Source organism: Rubrobacter sp. M3-4, assembly GCF_059772285.1.
In genome coordinates, this window is record NZ_JCBAJP010000005.1 from 38,065 (window position 1) to 58,897 (window position 20,833).

At 68.8% G+C, this 20,833-nt stretch carries 17 protein-coding genes; 9 read left to right on the top strand and 8 right to left on the bottom strand.

The features are described from left to right. Window positions 1-25: 25 nt before the first annotated feature. Together AC6EKW_RS07090 and AC6EKW_RS07095 are read right to left on the bottom strand one after the other, a co-directional pair. Window positions 26-463 carry an SRPBCC family protein gene (locus AC6EKW_RS07090; RefSeq protein WP_273888791.1) on the bottom strand — a complete coding sequence of 146 codons (438 nt, stop codon included), beginning with the start codon at window positions 461-463 and terminating at the stop codon, window positions 26-28. After that, window positions 460-837 carry a metallopeptidase family protein gene (locus AC6EKW_RS07095; RefSeq protein ID WP_498514034.1) on the bottom strand — a complete coding sequence of 126 codons (378 nt, stop codon included), beginning with the start codon at window positions 835-837 and terminating at the stop codon, window positions 460-462. Before AC6EKW_RS07095 ends, AC6EKW_RS07090 begins: the two co-directional genes overlap by 4 nt. A gap of 78 nt (window positions 838-915) precedes the next feature. Here AC6EKW_RS07095 and AC6EKW_RS07100 point away from each other — a divergent pair, with 78 nt between their 5' ends. From AC6EKW_RS07100 to AC6EKW_RS07120, 5 genes are all read left to right on the top strand, one after another. Next, window positions 916-1,170, top strand: coding sequence for a hypothetical protein (locus AC6EKW_RS07100; RefSeq protein WP_273888683.1), 255 nt, complete (start codon window positions 916-918; stop codon window positions 1,168-1,170). A gap of 81 nt (window positions 1,171-1,251) precedes the next feature. Then, on the top strand, window positions 1,252-2,442 hold the full coding sequence (locus AC6EKW_RS07105; RefSeq protein ID WP_498514035.1) for an MFS transporter: 1,191 nt from the start codon (window positions 1,252-1,254) through the stop codon (window positions 2,440-2,442). A gap of 138 nt (window positions 2,443-2,580) precedes the next feature. Next, entirely contained in the window at window positions 2,581-3,951 is a 1,371-nt protein-coding gene (locus AC6EKW_RS07110) for an HD-GYP domain-containing protein (RefSeq protein ID WP_498514036.1), read from the top strand. A gap of 111 nt (window positions 3,952-4,062) precedes the next feature. Further along, the gene (locus AC6EKW_RS07115) at window positions 4,063-6,075 is read left to right on the top strand and encodes an HD domain-containing phosphohydrolase (RefSeq protein ID WP_498514037.1); all 2,013 of its coding nucleotides are present in this window, start codon (window positions 4,063-4,065) and stop codon (window positions 6,073-6,075) included. A gap of 24 nt (window positions 6,076-6,099) precedes the next feature. After that, window positions 6,100-7,386, top strand: coding sequence for a replication-associated recombination protein A (locus AC6EKW_RS07120; protein WP_273888678.1), 1,287 nt, complete (start codon window positions 6,100-6,102; stop codon window positions 7,384-7,386). Here the strand turns inward: AC6EKW_RS07120 and AC6EKW_RS07125 are convergent. After that, window positions 7,383-9,230, bottom strand: coding sequence for a glycosyltransferase 87 family protein (locus tag AC6EKW_RS07125; RefSeq protein WP_498514038.1), 1,848 nt, complete (start codon window positions 9,228-9,230; stop codon window positions 7,383-7,385). The genes AC6EKW_RS07120 and AC6EKW_RS07125 overlap by 4 nt on opposite strands. Further along, window positions 9,227-10,447, bottom strand: coding sequence for a glycosyltransferase 87 family protein (locus tag AC6EKW_RS07130; RefSeq protein ID WP_498514039.1), 1,221 nt, complete (start codon window positions 10,445-10,447; stop codon window positions 9,227-9,229). Before AC6EKW_RS07130 ends, AC6EKW_RS07125 begins: the two co-directional genes overlap by 4 nt. A 241-nt stretch (window positions 10,448-10,688) precedes the next feature. Here AC6EKW_RS07130 and AC6EKW_RS07135 point away from each other — a divergent pair, with 241 nt between their 5' ends. Beyond that, complete coding sequence (locus AC6EKW_RS07135; protein ID WP_498514040.1) at window positions 10,689-13,709, top strand: non-ribosomal peptide synthetase; 3,021 nt, start codon at window positions 10,689-10,691, stop codon at window positions 13,707-13,709. On the opposite strand, the gene AC6EKW_RS07140 is transcribed toward AC6EKW_RS07135, so the two are convergent. The 4 genes from AC6EKW_RS07140 to AC6EKW_RS07155 all read right to left on the bottom strand — a co-directional run bounded on the left by AC6EKW_RS07140 (window position 13,684) and on the right by AC6EKW_RS07155 (window position 17,879). Further along, window positions 13,684-14,394 (bottom strand): SDR family NAD(P)-dependent oxidoreductase, encoded by a 711-nt coding sequence (locus tag AC6EKW_RS07140; protein WP_498514041.1) that lies wholly within the window; start codon window positions 14,392-14,394, stop codon window positions 13,684-13,686. The two genes, AC6EKW_RS07135 and AC6EKW_RS07140, sit on opposite strands and share 26 nt — an antisense overlap. Then, window positions 14,391-15,701 (bottom strand): L-fuconate dehydratase, encoded by a 1,311-nt coding sequence (locus AC6EKW_RS07145; protein WP_498514042.1) that lies wholly within the window; start codon window positions 15,699-15,701, stop codon window positions 14,391-14,393. The genes AC6EKW_RS07140 and AC6EKW_RS07145 overlap by 4 nt, the downstream gene beginning before the upstream one ends. A 15-nt stretch (window positions 15,702-15,716) precedes the next feature. Continuing rightward, on the bottom strand, window positions 15,717-17,027 hold the full coding sequence (locus AC6EKW_RS07150) for an MFS transporter (protein WP_420542052.1): 1,311 nt from the start codon (window positions 17,025-17,027) through the stop codon (window positions 15,717-15,719). A gap of 84 nt (window positions 17,028-17,111) precedes the next feature. Beyond that, window positions 17,112-17,879: an SDR family NAD(P)-dependent oxidoreductase gene (locus tag AC6EKW_RS07155; protein ID WP_498514043.1), complete on the bottom strand. Its 768-nt coding sequence runs from the start codon at window positions 17,877-17,879 to the stop codon at window positions 17,112-17,114. 105 nt (window positions 17,880-17,984) lie between these two features. Between AC6EKW_RS07155 and AC6EKW_RS07160 the strand changes: the two genes are divergently transcribed. The 3 genes from AC6EKW_RS07160 to AC6EKW_RS07170 are packed head-to-tail and all read left to right on the top strand — an operon-like array spanning window position 17,985 to window position 20,833. Next, window positions 17,985-18,809 carry an IclR family transcriptional regulator gene (locus AC6EKW_RS07160; protein ID WP_498514044.1) on the top strand — a complete coding sequence of 275 codons (825 nt, stop codon included), beginning with the start codon at window positions 17,985-17,987 and terminating at the stop codon, window positions 18,807-18,809. Further along, complete coding sequence (locus tag AC6EKW_RS07165) at window positions 18,809-19,510, top strand: cyclase family protein (protein WP_498514126.1); 702 nt, start codon at window positions 18,809-18,811, stop codon at window positions 19,508-19,510. The genes AC6EKW_RS07160 and AC6EKW_RS07165 overlap by 1 nt, the downstream gene beginning before the upstream one ends. A gap of 21 nt (window positions 19,511-19,531) precedes the next feature. Beyond that, entirely contained in the window at window positions 19,532-20,833 is a 1,302-nt protein-coding gene (locus AC6EKW_RS07170; RefSeq protein WP_498514045.1) for an MFS transporter, read from the top strand.

The following is a 20,833-nucleotide window of genomic DNA, read 5'->3' on the forward strand; positions in this document are numbered from 1 at the left end:
ACTCCTCCCTCAGAGCCACCATTCATCACCCGCGCGCCTCCATGAGCGCTTTGAGGCGCTCCAGCGAGCGCTCACCGTTCCTGCGGGCGAACCTCTCGGCCCCGACGAGCCGGGCCGCCCGGTCGAGAAGGCCGCGTCGGAGCCGGAAATGTCCGCTGTAGGAGACCACGCAGCCGCGCTCCCCGTCGGGACGCACGACCACCTCCCCCCCGCCATCGACGACCGAGGTGTAGATCCAGCGGATGCGGTCCTCGCCGCGCTCGGTGATCTTCGCCTCAGGTTCCATCCTGCCCACCGGGGTCTCGAGGTACAGCCGGTAGCGCTCCCCGTCGAGCCTCTCCACGGCCTCCACACCGACCATCCACTCCCGGGCGTTGCGGAAATCGCCGATGTAGCGCGCGACGCGGTCGGCCGGCGCGTCGATGTGACGTTCGATCCGCACCGACCCCCCCGCCGCTTTCATGCCCACCCCAGCTCCTCGAGCCGCCCGTCGTCTATCCCGAAGTGGTGCGCCAGCTCGTGGATCACGGTGATGCGGACCTGCTCCTCGAGCTCCTCCGGCGGAAAATCCCGCTCCAGCGGGCCGCGGAAGATCGTGATCCTATCGGGCAGCTGCGCTCCGTAGCCCGCGCCGCGCCGGCTGACCGGGATCCCCTCGTAGAGCCCGTAGAGGTCGTTCGAGCCCGGGGCGAGCGGGGAGGAGAGGTTCGGCCAGTCCTCGACCACTATCGCCACGTTCTCGAGCAGCGCCGTGAGCTCGGGGGGGATGCTCTCCATGGCCCTCTCGACCAGCTCGTAGAAATCGTCCGTACCGCCGCCGTGCCCCATTTGGACCATTGTATCTCAAGCCGCCCGCCGGACCGCCCTGGGCTAGAATTCCCGCATGGCAGGCTCTGACACGGAGGTGGTCGCGTCTTGGTGAGGTTCCTGGCGGGGTTCGGCGCGGGGAGATGGGCCGTGTGGCTGTTCTGCCGCCTGGCGGGCAGGCCGCTGCCCGTGGAGCACGCCGCGGGATGGATGAGGATACCCGAGCACTCCGTAGAGCAGGTGCTCGAGACCGGCGCGCTCAGGAGCCTCAGCCCCGAGGACGTGCTCGAGGCGGCCCGCCGGATGGACCGCCAGCGGCGCGAGCACGACGAGCGATACCGCGGCTCCTCCACCCCCAGATAAAGGCGCTTTGCCCTCGGCACACGACTGGCGTAACATGATGATGCCTAGTTAGAGACTCTATGCGCACCGACGGGGGTGGAGGTGGATCGGCCGGAAGAATCCCTCCTCAGAAACCGGGGCTTCGTCAGGCTCTGGACGGGACAGGCAATCTCTTTCCTCGGCGACGCGATCTCCATGGTTGCGCTGGTCGTGCTGGCGGCGGAGCTCGGCGGGAGGGCATCCGCTGTCGGCGGCATCCTGGTGGCCCGTCTGCTGCCGACGCTCGCCGGGCCCTTCGTCGGGGTCCTCGCCGACCGGCTCGACCGCAAGGCGATCCTGGTCGGCAGCGACCTCGCACGCGCGGCGCTGACCTTCGGAATCATCTTCACCCGGGACCTCTTCGCCCTCTACGTGATGGTCTTCCTCCTCGGGCTCGCCAAGACGTTCTTCAACCCGACGATCCGGGCCGCCTTCCCGGGCGTCGTCGCCGGCGGCAACCTCACCCGCGCCAACTCGATCATCAGCGGCACCTTCAGCGCCTCGATCTCGGTCGGTCCCGCGCTCGGCGGCGTCCTGATCGCGACAGCAGGTCTGGACGTGGCCTTCGCGCTCGACGCGATCTCGTTTCTCGTCTCCGCGCTCTTCCTCGCGATGGTCCCCTTCTCCCGCCCGAGCCGGGAGGGAGCGGCGAGCTTCTTCGGGGAGTTCCGGTCCGGCCTCGGCTACCTCGCGCTCTCTCGCATCCCGCTCGCGGTGGTCATCGGGGCCTCGCTCATCGTCTTCACGACCGACCTGACGACGCCCGCGGAGATCTTCCTGGCCCGGCACTTCGGCGCGGGTACCGAAGGCTACGGCGTGCTCGTGAGCCTCTACGGGGTCGGCATGGTCGCCGGCAGCGGGTTGATGGCCGCGGTGGCGGAGAGGGTGAGGTTGATCCCGGTCTACCTCTCGGCCCTCCTGGGGTACGCCGTCGCGCTCTGCGGGGCCGGACTCTCCCCGACGTTCCCGCTCGTGCTCGCCGCCATCACGCTCGCCGGCCTCTCGAACGGCGTGGACAACGTGACCTGCGACACCATCCTGCAGACCAGCGTCCCGGAGAACTTCCTCGGGAGGGTCTTCTCGGTGAGGTTCCTGGGCTTCGGTATCGGAGAGGCGGTGGCGTACCCTCTCGGCGGGCTTCTGACCGACGCCACGGGCCCCTCCCACACGTACCTGATCGCAGGCATCGCGACCGCCTTCGCCCTCGCCGCCACGATCGTCCTGCTCTCCCTGTCTCCCGCCAAGAGCGGCTAAAGTTCCAGGCCCGCGCGGCCGATCATTCCCAGGTGAAGTCGCCAGACGCAGGCCCGATCGTGTATCATGAGTTCTCATCCGGGGATGAGGGCGAACGGGCGACCGCGATGTTCCCTACTCGCTCACGAGAGGCGTAGATTGGGCCAGGATCACCTGAGAACCTGCCTGTCGACGCTCACGGCTTTCGCCGTGACGCTGGTCGCCTCATGGGTCTACTGGTACGGTGTCCCGTCCGGTGGACGGTTCTTCGGCGGAGTCATCCTCTTCGCCGGGCTCGCAGCCGTCCTGCGCTTCCTCCCCGGGGAGACCGGAGCAAGAACCGGTATCGGCCCTCAAGACGTCGTGCTCGTGTGCGCGCTCGCCCTCCTCGGGCCGATCTGGACCTCCGCAGCCGCGCTCCCCGCGGCTTTTTTCACGGCCTCCCGCGACGGGTGGCGGGCGTCCTGCGAGGCCGCCTCCACCGTGATCGCGGCGTGCCTGGCCGGGATGGCCTTCATACCGTTTTACGAGCCGTTCCTCCTCGGCACCCCACGCCCGGCCCCGGCGATCTTCTACGGGACGTTCCTCGCCGGGGTCGTGCTGATCGCAAGCCGGGATGCGGCGGGGCTGCTTCTTCTGCGGGTGAGGGAGGGACGTCCGGTCGTGGCCTCATGGCGCGAGTCCGTCCAGCCTTACCTGCCCGCCCACGCCGCCGCGGTCCTGACGGCGTCCCTGGCCATGGTCGCCTTCGCGGCCTACGAGCCGGCCGCAGCCGGGGTCGCTCTCGTCGGCGCCGCGCTGAGCCGGATACTGGCCTCCCGCGCACGCTCACAGACGGAGCGGCTGCGGGCCCTGCAGGGCCGGGTGAGGACGCTCGAGGAGACCCTCTCGAAGGCCAACCTGTGGTTCGCGGCGACGATGATCCTCGAGCTCGGCCGCCGGGACGGATACGCCCACCGCCACGCCGCCGCGACGGCGGTCTACGCCAGGGATCTCGCGCTGGAGCTCGGTCTGAACGAAGCCAGAGCCGCTCAGGTGAGGCTGGCGGCCCTCCTGCACGACATCGGGATGTCCGGCTTTGAGAGCGAGCTGCTCCTCGATGCCTCGCGCTTCGAACCCACCCCTCGGGGAGAGCTCGCCGAACACACCTCCCGGGGGGCGGAGCTCCTCTCGCCGGTGCCTGGTTTCGAGGAGATGGCCTCCTGGGTCCTGTGGCACCACGAGCGTCCCGACGGTCGGGGATATCCCGACGGACTACGCGGCCCCTGGATCCCTCTGGAAGCGAAGATAATAGCCGTGGCCCAGGCGTACGCCGCCCTCGTATTGCAGAACCCGCACAGAAAAGGACTCCCTCCCGAGGAGGCACGGTCGAGGCTCGTCGCCGGCGCCGGAGAGGAATTCGACGCCTCCGTGGTGCGGGCCCTCCTGCGCATCCTCGACACCGAGCCGGAGGGCTACGGAGACGCCTCCGCCCCCCGCTTCGCCTTCCCCGAGCCCCCACGCCCGGGTAGCCTGAGGCGAGGCGCATGAGAAAGAGAAAAGAAAACTCGTTTGCCTTTTCGAGGAAGAGAGAAGATAATTTGTTAATTGGCGCCAATGCCCTTGTGGAGGGGGGCGGCTTGATGACGTCGGCGGTTCGGTATGGCTGATCTGGAGAGTGCGCGCTCGCCCGGGCCTGGTCTGATCAGGGTGCTCGTGGCGGGCGCCGTGCTGACCCTGCTCGGGGCCGGATGGCCGGTCGAAGCCGCGTGGTGGGCTTACCTGGGGGCGGTGCTCGCCATCCCGCTCGGCATCTCGAGGGCCTGGGGCCGGCCCGGGCCGCTCGTGCGGGAGCCCCTGTTCTGGGCTGCGGCGGACGCGCTCTGCGCGAGCCTGGTCGTCTTCGGCACCGGTGGGGCGGACTCCTGGTTCTTCGTGCTCTACCTGATCTCCGCGCTCGGCCTCTCCCGCTTCGAGCAGGCGGAGAAGGTCCTGCTCTCGGGACCGGTGCTGATGGCGGGGTATCTCGCCGCCTCGCTGGCACAGGGTGAGCGCACCCTCACCCCCGGGCTCGGGGTGCGGGCCGCCACCATACTCTTCGTCTTCGGCCTCGCCGCAGCGACCAGCATGAAGCTGCAGGAAGCCTCCAGGAGGGAGCGGGAGCTCTCGGAAGCCCTGCGCGAGAGCCACGAGCAGGAGGAGAGGGAGCTCGAGCTCCTCGTGCGGCTCGCCCCCCTGCTGACCAACCTCAGCCTCGAGAGCGTGCTGCAGTGGACCGCGGAGACCGCCAGCGCGCTAACCGGAGCCCCCTACGCGCACGCCGCGCTGCTCGACGGCGCCAGCCACCGCACGTTCACCGCCGACGAGCGCGAGGCCTACCCCAACTGGTGGCACCCGGAGATCCAGAAGCTCCTGCTGTGGAGCTGCCGGGAGAGAAGGGTGGTCAGGAGCGAGGAAGAGGTCTGCGGCATGCGGGGATTTCTCGCCGTCCCCTTCGCCCCGGCGGGCTCCGAGCCGTCCGGAGCCCTGGTGATCGGGGGCATGGAGTCCAGCCCGGCGGACGAGCGGGCGCTCGAGATGCTGACCGCTCAGGTCGCGCCGGCCCTGGAGAAGAACCGGACGCGGGCCGCGGGAGGCAGAGACCACCTCACGGGGCTTCCGGGGTACTCCTCGTTGCACCGGGCGCTCTCCTCCGAACTCTCCGGGGAGCGTCAGGTCACGCTGCTGGCCGCGGACATAAACGGGCTGCGTCGCTACAACCGGGCCCACGGGCTCGCCGCCGGAGACCTCCTGCTCAAGGATATCGCACGCAGCCTGGAGAGGCTCGAGCTGGAAGCCTTCCGCTGCGGGGGCGACGAGTTCGCCGTGCTCCTGCGGGGCTCCAGCCGGGCGCGGGCCAACAGGACCTCCCGTCTCGTCCAGCAGACCGTGGACCGGCTCACCTCCGGCTCCCGCACCCCGCTCTCGGCCTCCGTCGGGTACGTTCTGAGCCGCGGTGGAGAGGATCCCGGCGAGCTCATCGAACGGGCCCGTGCCGCTGCCGAGGAGGCCAAGGGCGGGTCGCGCTGGCATACCATCCTCCCCGCCGCGGAGCAGACGAACAGGACCGCAGCGGCGCTCGTCGAGGCGTCGGAGGTCAAGATGCCCTACCTCGGGGCGCACATGCGGGTCGTCTCCAGCCTCGTGCGGCGGATGGCGGAGGTCATGGGCCTGCGGCGCGAGGAGGTCGAGCTGTTCTCGCTCGGCGGCCTGCTGCACGACGTCGGCAAGATAGGCATACCCGACGAGATCCTGCTCAAAGAAGGCCCCCTGACGGACGAGGAGTACGAGGCCATGAAGAGCCATCCAGTGCTGGGGGCCAGGATCCTCGAGGCGGCCGGCGGTCTGGAGGATGTCATCCCGGCCGTCCGCCACCACCACGAACGGCTCGACGGGCGCGGGTACCCGGACGGGCTGCGGGGAGAGGAGATCCCGCTCGCCGCCCGCATCGTCTTCGTGGCCGATGCGTTCGAGGCGATGACCCGCGGTCGGCCCTACCAGTACAGGATCTCCCCGCACGAGGCCCTGGCGGAGATCGAACGCCACGCCGGCACGCAGTTCGATCCCGAGGTCGCCTCCGCCCTCAGAAGGGTGATCGAAGAGCTCCCGGACCGCCGCACGGGCACCGGCGGCTGAACCCGGGAAGGATATACTCGTCCCGTGGACCTCTTCGACTCCGGAGGCGAAGAAGAGCTCTCCCGCAGGGCGCCGCTCGCCGAGCGGCTGCGTCCGCGGTCGCTCGGCGAGGTGCTCGGGCAGGAACACCTCACCGGCGAGGGACGTCCCCTCGCCGATGCCGTCCGGAGCGGACGTCTCGGGAGCATCATCCTGTGGGGGCCTCCGGGCACCGGTAAGACCACCCTCGCGCGTATCCTCTCCCGGGAGGTCGAGGAGGAGTTCGTCCCCCTGAGCGCGGTGGAGAGCGGGGTCCGCGAGCTCAGAGGCGCGCTCGGGGAGGCCCGCGAGCGCCTCAAGTACGAGCGACGCGGGACGCTCCTGTTCGTCGATGAGGTGCACCGCTTCAACAAGGCCCAGCAGGACGCGCTCCTGCCCGCGCTCGAGGAAGGACTGGTGGACTTCATCGGGGCGACGACCGAGAACCCTTCCTTCGAGGTGACCGCCCCGCTGCTCAGCCGCTCGCGCGTGCTGCGCCTGCGGCCGCTCCCCGAGGAGGCGCTCGAGGAGCTGGTACGTCGGGGTGCCCGCGTGCTCGGCGCGGAGGTCTCGGAGGAGGCCGGGGAGGCCCTGATCCGGCTCTCGGGCGGGGACGGCCGGAGGCTGCTCAACACGCTGGAGGCGGCCGTGAAAGGCGGGAAGGTGTCGCTCTCCGACGTCGAGCGGGCGGCGGGCACGAGGGGCCCCCGCTACGGTCGCGAGGAGCACTACGACGTGATAAGCGCGTTCATAAAGAGCGTGCGCGGCGGCGACCCGGACGCCGCGCTCCACTACCTCGCCCGCATGATAGAGGCCGGAGAGGATCCGGTCTTCATCGCCCGGCGGCTCGTGATCCTGGCCTCCGAGGACGTCGGCAACGCCGACCCGCACGCGCTGCCGCTCGCGGTGGCCGCCGCCGAGGCCGTCCGCCTCGTCGGGATGCCCGAGGGGCGAATCCCGCTCGCCCAGGCCACGACCTACCTGGCCGCCGCCCCGAAGTCCAACGCCGCCTACGCCGGGATCGGCCGGGCGCTCGAGGACGTGCGCTCCGGGATCACGCCCGAGGTGCCCCTGCACCTGAGGAACGCCCCGACCACCCTGATGCGGAAGGAGGGCTACGGAGAGGGCTACGAATACCTGCACACGAGCGGCAGGGAGGGGATGAACCAGCGGTATCTCCCGGAAGAGCTCTCGGGGACCATCTACTACGAACCCAAGAAACGGGGGGCGGAAAAAGAGATCAGGGAGCGTCTCGAAAGGTGGCGCAGGGAACGCGAGGAGCGGCAGGCCTAGGCGGAGTCCTCGGCGAGCCTCTCCGGAGGGACATCGAGCGCGCTCTTCTCGTTCGTCTTCGGCAACAACGCCAGGAAGACCAGCGGCTCGAACCAGGTTATGTAGGCGTAGAACCAGTAGCTCGATACGAGCTGGAAACCGACGACGAGCGCCGCGGAGAGGGCCGCGAGCCGCCGGACGGTCATGGTGCGGGGAAAGTAGGCGACCAGCAGCGCGAGCAGCCCCAGCGCGAGCGTGAGCGGAAACTTCAGGGGCTCCAGAAGCGGCACCTGGGTGAAGATCGTCCAGGGGGTCACGCGCCCGTTCTGGAAGGCGAAGGTCCGCTCGTAGAAGGTTTTCGCGGCCTCGATCGGGCCGTTCCCGCCCAGCAGGAGCACCCAGAACGAGCCGACCAGGACGGCGAGCCCTCCGAGGGCGAAGTCGATCAGGGGCCCCGGCCGCAGCCGGCGCTCGTAGAAGAGCCAGAGGGGGCCGAGCATCAGCGGGAAGAGCTTTATAGCGAGGCCGGCGCCGATGACGGCCCCGCGGGCCAGCGGAGAGCTCACCAGCGCGAGCCCGACCGCGAGCGCGGCGGCGACGAGCACGTCGTTGGTGTCGTTGTTCGTCGCGTAGAGGGTGTAGGGGTAGGCGGACCAGGCGAGAAAGAGCGCCCCGGCCCCTTTCATACCCGCGAAGCGGTAGCCGCAGAACATCATCGCCAGCGCCCCGACGACGTAGGAGAAGATCGTCAGCGCGTGCGCGGCGGGGAGATAGTCCCAGTGCCCGGAGTAGCCGAAGAGGTAGACGAAGGGCACGTAGAGCAGGTAGTTGAGCGGACCGTAGGTGTCGCCGCTCGCCACGTCTGACGGCATGTGACCGTAGGGAGAGACGCCGTGCATGATGCGGTCGGCCCCGGCGACCCCGGCGTATCCCACGTCGAGGACCCGCGAGCCCAGGTTGAGCCAGAGAAGAACCCCGCTCGCCGCCACCCCGAGCGCGAAGAGGACCGGGGCGGGGAAATTAGAAGTCCGCTCGACCCTCTCCCCCACCCCGAAGCCCATGAGCAGGGTGCGCAGGAAGAGGTAGACGAGCGGCGGGTACCAGAGCAGGACCGCCGGGTGTACGATCCCCTGCCGGAAGTAGGCGTGGGAGACGAGGAAACCGAGCAGGGCCGCCACGTCGAGCGTCCGGAGCGAGAAGAGCCGATCGTTGCGCAGGAAAGCCACCGCGAAGAGCAGCGCGAACGGACCCCACACGTACCAGTAGTTCGCCGGTCCGCCGTAGGCCCAGCTCTCCCCGCGGGCCATCTGCCAAAAGACCTGCGCCCCGGTATAGACGTGCTCCAGGGCCCAGGTGCGGTCGTCGATCTCGACCTCTGCGATCTCCCGGCTCTTCCCGCCCGAGGTGCTCCAGAAGCTCACCTTCCAGCGGCCGTTCTCGTAGCTGGCCTCCGCGGTATGGGAGGGGTGGCGTGAGAGCTCCGCGCGCACCTTCGGGTTCGCGGCGGCGAGCTTTATCGCCTCCCCGCGGGAGAGCGTGGGGTAGGAGACCCGCTTCGCCGCCGGTGTGATCTCGACTCTGATCACCCGCCCGGTCGCATCCGAGACCAGGAGCCGGGCGACCGTCTTGCCGGAGGTCTGCTCGACGAGATCCACCCTCCACTCGCCGTCCACCGGGTCGTAGACGGCGCGGGGCTGCACCGTCGGCCGGGTGACGTACTCGTGGACGGCCGGCACGTAGTACGCCTTCTGCTCGGCCTGCCGCGCGCTCATCTCGGGCCTGCCGGCGAACCCGGCGGCCAGGAGCAGGCACCCGAAGAGCACCACGAGCGTGAGGGGCCTCCCGCGGTGCGTCCCCCCTCTCATCCCGCCCTCTTCCCGGTCGGGGCGAGGAGCAGGGCGACCCACAGGATCACGAGCAACACGTTGCGGGCGAGCAGCAGCATCACCTCGGGTTCGTGTCCCACCACGAGCTGATGGTAGTGGAAGGGGTATATCTGGGTGGTGAGATAGCAGGCCGTAAGGAAGACGGCCGAGAGGAAAACCCCGAAGGCCCCCTCAGCGCCGAGCGGTACGAGGGGCAAAAGCCAGATCATGTACTGCGGCGAGAGGACCTTCGAGCCGAGCATGAACGCGAGTATAAACGCCGCAGCGTAGCGGGGGAAAAGCGCGGGCGGCATCCCCCCGGGTCCGTGGCGGCGCCACAGGAGGAGGAGGCACACCGAGAGCAACGCGGCCGTCAGCGGGAAGCTAAGGGAGACGGCGAGGTCGACCCATCCGCCGTGCACCTCGAAAGCCCCATACGAGAAGCCGACCCGGCGCACCGCGCCGAGCGCGAGCAGCGCCGAGGAGGCCAGGCTCTCGAGCTGCAGCCCGCGCTCCGCCTGATAGCCGAAGCTCGCGGCGAGCCCCTGCCCTCCCAGGAGACCGGCGGGCACGAGGAACAGCGCGACGACGAGCAAAAAGACGCCGAAGCCGAGCCCGGCGTGCCGGAGGCGCCGGACCCCACCGAGAGCGGCAAGCGGGAAGACCGCCAGCGCCGGGACGATCTTCGCCGCCGCCCCGAAGCCCAGCGCGGCGAAGGCCGGCAGTGAGCGCCCCCTGGCGGCGCAGGCCGCCGCCGCGGCCAGGGTCAGCGCGACGACCGGATCGTAGCGTGCCGTCGAGACGGGGTAGAGGATGAGCGCGCCGAGGGCGAAGACCAGAGCGCTCTCCACCGCCTGGGACGGGCGGCGGGTGGAGAGCGCGGTCAGGATCATGCCCGCCACGAGGACGAGCGCCATCTCGGAGGCGAAGTAAAGCGAGTAGGCGGCCCTGTCCGCGGCGAAGAGGGCCGGCGGCAGGAAGGCCAGCAGGCTACCCGGCGGGTACTCGATGAAGAAGTCGCGGTAGGGAATCTCCCCCCGCAGCATGGCGCCGGCGACGGCGTGGTAGAGCTTCAGGTCGTTGGAGTCTCGCGCCTGGCCGGCGGGGAGCGTCAGGTAGAGGTTCATCAAGAGCAGATACAGGACCGCGCCGAAGAGCATGAGGAGGGGCAAGACCAGCCGGTCGTCCCGTGCTCTCTCTTCGTGGTCCCGCTGCATAGAGGTGGGTATATCCGGTGGCACACCTCGTGTAAAGGCTTCGCATTTGAAATATCCCTCATCATACGCTAGGCTCGTATGCAAGCATCTTCTTTTCTCTCTACCGGTTGGAAGGAGCGATGGCCATGGGTTCGGCGGGAATCACGCTCACACCCGCACCACACCTGAAACCTCCGGCCACGCGCACGCTCCGCGAAAGCCCTTCCACGACAGGCACTGAGAGCTCACAAGGAGGAGACCCTTGGGCAAGGAGAGGGGCGTAGAGCCCCTGCACCATCTCATCGAAGAGCAGGCGGCCCGCACCCCGCACGCTCCGGCGATCGTCGACGACGGCATGACGCTCACGTACCGAATGCTGGACCATAAATCCCGCGCCCTGGCATCCCGGCTGGCTCGGGAAGGCGTCGTCCGGGGAACCCCGGTCGGCGTCTACATGGAGCGCTGCGCCGAGTACGTCGTCGCCTGCCTGGCGGCGATGAAGGCCGGGGGCGCCTTCCTGCCGCTGGAGCTTGCCTACCCGGAGAGCCTGCTCGCCGAGGTGCTCGAAGACTGCAGGCCCCCGGTCGTGCTGACCCGCGAGCGGCACGCCGGCCGGCTGCCGCGTGAGCAGAAGAAGCTGTGCGCGGAGGACGGATGGGACGACCCGGTCGGGGAACCGCCGGATCCGCGAACCAGCCTCCAGGATCCGTGCTTCATCGCCTATTCCTCGGGGACGACGGGCAGACCCAAGGGCGTCGTCAACCCACACCGGGCGGCGGTCCGCTCATACCTGTGGCGTTTCGGGGTGAGCGACTACCGCCCGGGTGACCGGGTGGGGTGTAACGTGTTCTTCGTCTGGGAGGTCTTCCGTCCGCTCCTGCGGGGGGCGACCTCGTACGTGATCCCGGACGACGTCATCTACGATCCGGCCGCCCTGATCTCGTACCTGGAGGAGAACTGCATCACCGAGACGCTCATGACCCCCTCGCTCCTCGGGACGGTGCTCTCCGGGGGAGATGAGGGACTGTCCGGGAGGCTCTCCTCGCTGCGCACGCTCTGGCTCAACGGCGAGGTCGTGACGAAGAAGCTCGCCCAGAGCGCGCTCTCGGCGCTGCCGAACACCCGCATCATGAACGTCTACAGCATCAGCGAGACGCACGAGGTCGCCGCGGGGGATCTGCAAGACCTCCTGGCGACACCCGACACCCTCCACTGCCCGGTGGGACAGCCGATGGCCCCGGACCGTCTGTACGTGCTGGACGAGGCGGGCCGGCCAGTCCCGCGGGGCGAGCCGGGGGAACTCTACGTCGGAGGTGAATGCCTCGCGCACGGGTACGTGGAGCGACCGGAGCTCACCGTCAGCCGGTTCGTCGCGGACCCCTTCCGGAGAGACGGGTCCCGGATGTACCGCTCCGGAGACCGGGCTCGGCTGCTCCCGGACGGCAAACTGGAGATACTCGGCCGGTGCGACTCCATGCAGAAGGTCCGGGGCTACAGCGTCGAGCTCGGTGCGGTCGAGGCCGCGATCGAGCGAGAGCTCGCCGTGAGCGGTTGCGTGGCGGTCGTCGACGGCGAAGAGGGCGAAGACAAACGCCTGGTCGCCTACCTGGTCCCGGCCCCTCCGGAGGAGCACGGTGGGCGGTACGCGGGCTGGCGTATAGACCCGAACACGGGGCGAAGCCCGGAGATCCGAGAGCGCCTCGGTGAGAGGCTCCCGCACTACATGGTTCCGGGCGTCTTCGTCGAGCTCGACTCCCTCCCCCTGCAGAAGACGAGCGGCAAGGTGGATCGCGGGAAGCTCCCCGCGCCGCCTCCCAGGGAGAGCGGCAGGAGGCCGCTCCCGAAGCGGATCCCCCCCGGAGCCTCCCCGGAGGAGAAGCGGGATCTCGTGATCTCGCTCTGGGAAGATCTGCTCGGGTTCGAGCAAGGCGAGGTGCACCCCGAAGACGACTTCTTCGAGCTGGGAGGACACTCGCTCGCCGCCGCCGAGCTGATGGGAGCCCTGGAGGAGACGTTCGGCGTGCGGATCGCGGTCTCGGAGTTCCTCGAAGATCCCACGCCCGTCTCCCTGATCCGCAGGCTGGAAGCCCCTCCAGGAGAGGCCATGCACCTCGACCTGCGGGCAGAGGCGCGGCTGGATGGGGACATCTTCCCCGCGCAACCCGGAGCGCGCCCTGTACTGCTGCGGGAAGCGGAGAACGTCTTTCTCACCGGGGCCACGGGTTTTCTGGGGGCGTTCCTTCTGGAGGGGTTGCTCTCACGCACCAGGGCGAGGATCCACTGTCTGGTCCGCCCGCGTGGGGCGGAAGACCCCGAGAAGGCCCTCGAGGAGAACCTGGAGGGTTACGGACTCTGGCACCCCGACTACGGGCGACGCATCGTCGCGGTCTCCGGGGACCTGGAGCAGCCCCTCTTCGGGATGGGAGAAGCAGACTTCGAGCACCTGGCGCGGGGGGTGGATCTGATCATCCACGCCGGAGCCCGGGTCAACCTGCTCTACCCGTACCGCGAGCTCGCCGGCGCCAACGTGTCCGGAACCCGGGAGGTGCTGCGCCTCGCCTGCCTGGCCGGAGCCACCCCGGTGCACCACGTCTCCACGAACGGCATCTTCCCGGACGCCGGCCGCGTGTGCCGCGAGGACGAGGACCTCGACGCGCTCGCCGGCGCCCGTCCCGACGGTTACGGGCAATCCAAGTGGGTGGCGGAGAAGCTCGTACGGCAGGCCGCGGAGAGGGGGCTCCCGGTCTCGGTGTACCGTCCCGGCAACATCTCCGGTCACAGCGAGAGCGGAGCCTCCAACCCGCACGATTTCCTCACGACCCTCCTCGCGGGCTCGCTGCAGACGGGGCTCGCCCCACGAGCGGCGGACTGGTCGCTGGAGATGAGCCCGGTGGACTTCGTCGCCGGTGCCATCCTGCAACTGGCCGACGATCCGGAGGCCATCGGGGGAACCTTCCATCTGGCGAACCCGGATCCGGTTGAGGCGGAGAAGGTCTTCGACTGGCTCGAGGAGGCCGGACACCCGCTGGAGCGCGTCCCCCTGCGGGAGTGGCTGGAGGAGATACGCACAACCGGACAGGGAGGAGCACTCCTCGCGATGGAGGAATACGGGCTGCGCGATGACAACACCTACGACGACGCGGCGGCGCAAGAGGCCCTCGCCAGGAGTTCCCTGAGACGTCCCGCGACGGATGCCCGCCTGATCGGACGCTACGCCGACCATCTCGCGGGCCAGGGAAAGTCCGGGGCAGGTCCCCTCAGAAACGCTCGACGGCGGGCCTGAGGTCGAGCTCGAGCGTCCAGGCCGTCGGATCCTGGACGTGTAGCCGCCAGTAGGCCTCGGCGATGGCCTCGGGGGAGAGCATCGTGTGCGCCTCGCGGTCCGGCTGCATGGCGCGCACGCGGGGCGTGTCGATCTGACCGTCTATGACGACGTGCGCCACGTGCACCCCCTGCGGCCCGAACTCGCGCGCCATCGACTGCGCGAGCGCCCGAAGCCCGAACTTGCCCACCGCGAGCGCCGCGAAGCGGGCCGACCCGCGCAGCGACGCCGTGGCGCCGGTGAGGATGATGGTCCCGCGCCCCGCCCCTACCATCGCGGGTAGCACCTCGCGGGCGCAGTAGAACGCCCCGGCGCAGTTGGCTCTGAAGCAGTATTCGAAGCGCTCGGGTTCTATCTCCAGGATGCCGCCGGGCTGGAACGCCCCCGCGTTGTACACGAGCACCTGCGGGTCGCCGAGCTCCGACCGGATGCGCCCGAACGCCCGCGCGACCGACTCATGGTCGGTGGCGTCCGCCAGAACGGGGAACGCCCGTCCTCCACCCTCCTCCATCTCCCGCCGGGCCCCCTCCAGGCTCTCGCCGGTGCGGGCCACGAGGGCCACCGCAAACCCCTCCCGCGCGAAGCGTCGGGCCACCGCCGAGCCGAGCCCCGGCCCCACCCCGACGACCGCCGCAACCGGGCTCACAGCTTACCCCCCTCCTCGCTCCACACCGGCCCGTCAGGGAAAGCGTACTCCTCCAGAGAGGCGCGCTTCATCTCTATCGAGTAGCCGGGGGCTTCCGGGGGCATGTATCGGCCGTCCTTTATCACGACTGGGTGGACGAAGTGCTCGTGCAGGTGGTCGACGTACTCGAGGATGCGATCCTCGAGCGAGGCTCCAACGCAGATGTAGTCGAAGATCGAGAGGTGCTGGACGTACTCGCACAAGCCCACCCCGCCCGCGTGCGGGCAGACCGGGATCCCGAACTTCTTCGCCAGAAGGAGCACCGCGATCACCTCGTTCACCCCGCCGAGCCGGCAGGCGTCTATCTGGCAGAAGCTTATGGCATCGGCCTGCATCAGCTGCTTGAAGACGATGCGGTTCTGGCAGTGCTCCCCGGTGGCGACTCCTATGGGTGCCACAGCTTTCGCTATGCGGGCGTGACCGAGGACGTCGTCGGGGCTGGTGGGTTCTTCGATCCAGTACGGGTCGAAGGGCGCGAGGCGCTCCATCCAGCCTATGGCCTCTTCCACCTCCCACACCTGGTTGGCGTCGACCATGAGCTTCCTCTCCGGTCCGATCTCCTCCCGGAGGATGGCGGCCCGCCTGACGTCGTCCTCGACGTCCGCCCCGACCTTCATCTTGAAGTGGGTCCAGCCCCTCTCGACTCCCTCGCGGGCGAGGCGTCTCATCTTCTCGTCGGGGTAGCCGAGCCAGCCCGCCGAGGTGGTGTATGCGGGGAAACCTTTCTCCAACATCTCCCGCTCGCGTTCGGCGCGGGTGGGCTCGTTCTCCCGGAGGATGTCGAGCGCCTCCTCCGGGGTCAACGCGTCGGTGATGTACCTGAAAGGCGCGCAGGAGACGATCTCCTCGGGGCTCATGTCCGAGAGGAGCTTCCAGAGCGGTTTGCCCTCTCTCTTCGCCCACAGGTCCCACACGGCGTTGACGATGGCGGCGGTGGCCATGTGGATCACGCCCTTCTGCGGCCCGAGCCACCGTAGCTGCTCGTCGGAGGTCATCCGCTCCCAGAAGGCCCCCATGTCCGAGGTGAACCTCTCGAGCTCCTCATCTACTACCAGCGGGGCGAGCGCCTCGATGCCGGAGACGATCACCTCGGTGCCACGCCCGCAGGTGAAGGCGAGGCCGTGGCCCTCGAGGCCGGGTTCGTCGGTTTTGAGGATCACGTACGCCGCCGAGTAGTCGGGGGCGTGGTGCATCGCATCTGACCCCGAGAGGTCGCGCGAGGTCGGGAAGCGTACGTCGCGGGCCTCCAGATCTACTATCCTGGTCATCTCTCTCCTCCTCTCTCAAACCACCCGGCTCGGACGTCCGCCCCGCACCCTCTCCGCCGGCAGCGGCTCGACCCTGCCCACGATAAAGAGGTAGGAGAGCGCCCCGACGATCGCGAGGGCGCCAGCGGTGAGGAGCCCGCCGACGAACGAGCCCGTGGTGGCGAGGACCGCTCCGAGCACGGCGGGGCTCGCGATCCCGGCGAGGTTCGAGGCGAAGTTCTGGATGCCGCCGATCGAGGCGACCCAGGAGACGGAAGACCCCTCGGCGGCCTGCGGCGCGACGTCGGCCGGCAGCGACCAGACGCTCGCCGCCGCGAAGGTGAGGCTCGCGTAGGAGACCGAAAGCAACGCGAGCGCCCCGGCCGCCGTCGGCACCAGCGCGGCGAGGGCTATCACCGAGGAGAAGAGCATCCCGCCGACCAGGCACACCTTGCGCGCCACGGTAAGGCTCGCCCCCCGCCGGACCAGGAAGTCCGAGAAGAGCCCCCCGACCCAGCCGCCGGGTATCGCGACGATCGCCGGGATCGTCCCGAAGATGCCGAGCTGCAGGAGGTCGAAGCCCCTGGCCTCCACCAGGTAGCTCGGGAACCAGGTGATGAAGAAGTAGATGACGAAGTTGAGGCAGAAGAACCCGATCATCATCCCCCAGATCGTGCGGTAGCGGAAGAGATCCCGCCAGCGGATCTCGTTCGCTCTCCTCTGAGGCTCCCGGCTCCTGTCGTAGTCGGCGGTCCTGGCCCCGCCGGCCTCGATGTACCGCAGCTCTTCCTCAGACACCCTCGGATGCCTCCTCGGGCTGCGGTAGAGCAGCACCCAGAAGATGGCCCACACGATCCCCAAAGCCCCGGTCACGGCGAAGGAGACCCGCCACCCGAACGCCCCGATGAGCCCGGCGACTATCGGGAGCGAGAGCGCCGTGCCGACCCTGGCTCCGGAGTCGAAGATGCTGGTGGCAAAGGCCCGCTCCTGTTTGGGGAACCACTGGGAGACGACCTTGGCGCAGCTCGGATACCCTCCGGCCTCACCCACGCCGAGCAGGAGCCGGAACCCGAAGAGCGAGGCGAAGTTCCTCGCGAGCCCGGTGGCCGCAGTAAAGACCGACCACCACACGACCGCCACCGTGTAGACGAGCCGCGCCCCGAACCGGTCGACCCAGTAACCCATCGGGAGCTGGAAGAAGGCGTAGGTGTAGAAGAACGCCCCGAGCGCGAGCCCCATCGCGAAATCGCCTATCCCGAGCTCCTTCTGGATGTGGGTCGCCGCGACCCCGAGGTTCGCCCGGTCGATGTAGTTTATGGCTATGCCGAAGAAGGCCAGGACGACCATCAGCCAGCGCACCCGGCTCCTCCCGGCGACTCCCCTTCTCACAGACACCTGTTCACTCCCCCTTTCCCCTGTCCTCGTCCTACTCTAGCGGGCCGTGACACCCCCATCCACCACCATGCACGCTCCGACGACCGACTCGGCCTCATCGGAGGCCAGGTAGGCGGCCATCGCGGCGATCTCGTCCGGCCTGACGAGCCGCCCGTGCGGCTGACGCGCCCGCATCCTGGCGCGCGCCTCCTCCGGGTCGTCGTAGCCGGCCGTGATCCTGGCGACCCACGGCGTGTCCACCGTCCCGGGCGCGATGCAGTTGACCCTCACCCCCTCCCCGATGTGGTCCATCGCGCAGGCCCGGGTCATCGAGAGGATCGCACCCTTCGCCGCGCAGTAGACCGCCCGGTCGGTGAGCCCCACCAGCGCCGCGATGGAAGACATGTTTATGACCGACCCACCCCCGGAATCCCGGATGGCGGGGATGGCATACTTCATCCCGAGGAAGGTCCCCCGCACGCACACGTCCATCATCCGGTCGTAGTCCTCCTCGGTCGTATCGGGAGCGGTCGCCGCCACCCCCACCCCGGCGTTGTTGACCATCACGTCGAGCCCGCCCCACTCCTCGACGACCCGCCCGACGAGCGCCTCCACCTCATCGGCCCGCCTCACGTCCACCCGATGCACCAGCGTCTCGCCCTCGATCTCCGCCGCCACCTTCCGCGCGGCCTCCTCGTCCACGTCCGCCAGAACCACCCTCGCCCCCTCCGAGGCCATCCTGAGCGCTATCGCCCGCCCGATACCGCTCCCGGCCCCGGTCACCACGACCCGCTTCCCCTCGAGCCGCCTCATCCCCTGCGTCATCACCCACCTCCAGAGATTTGTTCCATTGAATGAAAATTGCTTTCTTTCCTTGACACGAAACATGAAAGCATGTACCTTGCGCTACTGCAAGGGGAAGGAGAGCAGGTGGAAGGGAAGATCAGGGAGAGACGCGACGGCCGGGTAGAGACGCTGGCGCGGGGTTTGAGCCTTCTGGTGGCCTTCGGGGAGGGAGGCGGGGGCAAGACGCTCACGGAGCTGGCGCGGGCTGCGGGTCTTCCGAAGCCGACGGCGATGCGGATGCTCCGTACTCTGGAAGAGTTCGGGTTCGTGAGCCGGGAGGGGAGGCTCTACCACGTGGGTCCGCGGTGTCTTTCGCTCGGCAACCTCTACGATCTGGACGAGGATCTCAGGTGCTGGTCGCTCCCGGTGATGCGCGAGCTGACGCAGGAGGTCGGTGAGGTCGTACAGCTCGCGGTGTTGAAGGGACGGGAGATCCTCTACCTCGAGCGCACCGAGCCGCGCCGGTCGGTCACGGTCGTGCTCTCGCGGCCCGGTTCGACCCGCCCGGCGCACTGCACGGCTTTGGGCAAGGCGCTTCTGGCCTTCGGCGGCGAGAGGGAGCGGGAGGAGTATCTGGCGGTGGACAGGCTCGAGTCGCGCACCCCGCACTCCATCACGAACCCGGAGGCCCTGCGCGCCGAGCTCGAGGTCACGCGGGAGCGCGGGTACGCGGTGGACGACACCGAGAGCGACGAAGAGGTAAGGTGCGTGGCCGCCCCCATCTTCGACGGGGAGGGGAGGTGTATAGCCGCCATGAGCATCTCTGCGCCCGCCTACCGTCTGCCGGAGGAGAGGCAGGCGGCGCTCGGGGCGCTGGTGCGGGAGTATGCCGGGAGGGTCACGCAGGCTTACGGTCGGGAGACAGAATCGACACAAACGAGTCAATCGGTGGGACGCAGAAACAGTTGATGGGAAGAATCCCGGCGTTGCAGGAGTACGAGTGGGTCGACCTCTCCCACACGCTGGAAGAAGGCATCCCTGTGTGGCCCACGCACGCACGCTTCGGCCGCACCCTCTACGAGTCCTACGAGCTCGGGGATGCGGCCTGTCAGTACGCGCTCGCCATGGGCGAGCACACCGGCACCCACCTCGACGCCCCGCTCCACTTCATCGCGGAAGGCAAAGCCCACTACGGGATAGACGAGATCCCTCTGAACCGGCTGGCGGGACGCGCCGCAACGATAGAGGCCACAGACCTCGCCCCGCGCGAGACGCTTTCGGCGGGGCGTATACGCAGCTGGGAGCGAGAGCACGGCGAGCTCGAGCCCGGGGACGCCGTCCTCATACGCTTCGGCTGGGACGAACGCTGGGCGACGGGCAGGGAGGGCAGGGCCTTCCTCGAGGCCTGGCCGGGCCTCGGCCGGGAGGCCGCAGAATACCTGGTGGAGAGGAAGGTGTCGCTCGTGGGCTGTGACACCCTGGCGATAGACGCCTCCGGTGACGAGGAGTTCCCGGCCCACCACACGCTTCTCGGCAACGAGGTCTACATCGTCGAGAACCTCGCCAACCTGAGGTCGTTGCCGCCCTTCTGCATGTTCATGGCGTTCCCGCTCAAGATCCGCGGCGGCTCGGGATCTCCGGTCCGGGCCCTCGCGCTGGTACCGAAGTAGATCCGGGAAAGGAGGAGAACCATGCAAGACTCTGCAACGCCCGCTCCGGTGGGCCGGGCCCGCTGGGCCAGGCTCATCCCGGTGGCGATCATCGTCTACATCATCTCGTTCATGGACCGGACCAACATCGGGTTCGCCTTCGGCGGGATGGAGAAGGAGCTGGGGATAGGAGCCGCAGCCGCGGGGCTCGCCGGGGGGATCTTCTTCATCGGGTACCTCTTCCTGCAGATCCCCGGCGGACACCTCGCCGAGCACTGGAGCGCGAAGAAGTTCGTCGGGATCATGATCATCGTCTGGGGCATCTTCGCGGTCCTCTCGGGGCTCGTGCAGAACTACTGGCAGCTCCTGGCGGTGCGGTTCTTGCTCGGGGTGGCCGAGGGCGGCATCTGGCCCGCGATACTGGTGCTCATAAGCCACTGGTTCCCCGCACGCGAGCGCGCCCGGGCCTACGGTTTCTGGATCATGAACATCGCGATAGCCTCGATCATCACCGCGCCGCTCTCCGGCTGGATCCTGACGTTCGCCGACTGGCGGTGGCTGTTCATCATCGAGGGGCTCTTCCCGTTCTTCATCGCCGCCCCGCTGTGGTGGTGGCTCGCCGCCGACTGGCCCTCGGAGGCCTCCTGGGTCTCGCAGGAGGAGCGTGACTACATCGAACGCACGATCGCCGAGGAGCGCCGCAACGCCCCCGAAGTGGCCGGCTACAGGGAGGCCCTGCGAAGCGGCGTGGTGTGGCAGCTCGTCCTGGTCTACTTCCTGATCCAGATAGGCTTCTACGGGCTGAACCTGTGGCTTCCGACCGTGATCCACGAGATGAGCAACCGCGGTTACGGGGCGGTCGGGCTGCTCACGGCGATCCCCTACATCGTCGCCATGATCGGGCTGTGGGTCAACGGCTGGGCCGCCGACAGGGACGGCCACTACTCGCTGCACGTCTTCCTCGCGATGCTCATCGCCGCGGTCGCCCTCGTCGCCTCGGTGACCATCGGCAAGGGCAACATCGTCCCCGCGATGGCGCTTTTGAGCCTGGCGATGGGCGGCGCCCTGGCCTACGACGGTCCGTTCTGGGCCGCTGCCTCGGAGGCGATGCCCGCGGCCGTGGCGGGTGGAGCGATGGGTCTGATCAACGCGCTCGGCAACCTGGGCGGGTTCGCGGGGCCCTACCTGGGCGGATATCTGCAGCAGAAGAGCGGCAGCTTCGTGAGCACTGCGAGCGTGCTCGCCGCCGCGCTCTTTCTTGCGGGAATAGTGATGATGACGGTGAGGGTGCGCCGCCAGCACGTGGAGGCGCGTGTAGGGAGGACCCAGGAGGTGGGAAGCTAG

What these genes read in the sequence shown, in the direction of transcription:
- AC6EKW_RS07090 (WP_273888791.1), bottom strand. Translation starts at nt 463, where the DNA reads ATGAAAGCGGCGGGGGGGTCGGTGCGGATCGAACGTCACATCGACGCG.
- AC6EKW_RS07095 (WP_498514034.1), bottom strand. Translation starts at nt 837, where the DNA reads ATGGTCCAAATGGGGCACGGCGGCGGTACGGACGATTTCTACGAGCTG.
- AC6EKW_RS07115 (WP_498514037.1), top strand. Translation starts at nt 4,063, where the DNA reads ATGGCTGATCTGGAGAGTGCGCGCTCGCCCGGGCCTGGTCTGATCAGG.
- AC6EKW_RS07125 (WP_498514038.1), bottom strand. Translation starts at nt 9,230, where the DNA reads ATGAGAGGGGGGACGCACCGCGGGAGGCCCCTCACGCTCGTGGTGCTC.
- AC6EKW_RS07130 (WP_498514039.1), bottom strand. Translation starts at nt 10,447, where the DNA reads ATGCAGCGGGACCACGAAGAGAGAGCACGGGACGACCGGCTGGTCTTG.
- AC6EKW_RS07145 (WP_498514042.1), bottom strand. Translation starts at nt 15,701, where the DNA reads ATGACCAGGATAGTAGATCTGGAGGCCCGCGACGTACGCTTCCCGACC.
- AC6EKW_RS07150 (WP_420542052.1), bottom strand. Translation starts at nt 17,027, where the DNA reads ATGGTCGTCCTGGCCTTCTTCGGCATAGCCATAAACTACATCGACCGG.
- AC6EKW_RS07155 (WP_498514043.1), bottom strand. Translation starts at nt 17,879, where the DNA reads ATGACGCAGGGGATGAGGCGGCTCGAGGGGAAGCGGGTCGTGGTGACC.
- AC6EKW_RS07165 (WP_498514126.1), top strand. Translation starts at nt 18,809, where the DNA reads ATGGGAAGAATCCCGGCGTTGCAGGAGTACGAGTGGGTCGACCTCTCC.
- AC6EKW_RS07170 (WP_498514045.1), top strand. Translation starts at nt 19,532, where the DNA reads ATGCAAGACTCTGCAACGCCCGCTCCGGTGGGCCGGGCCCGCTGGGCC.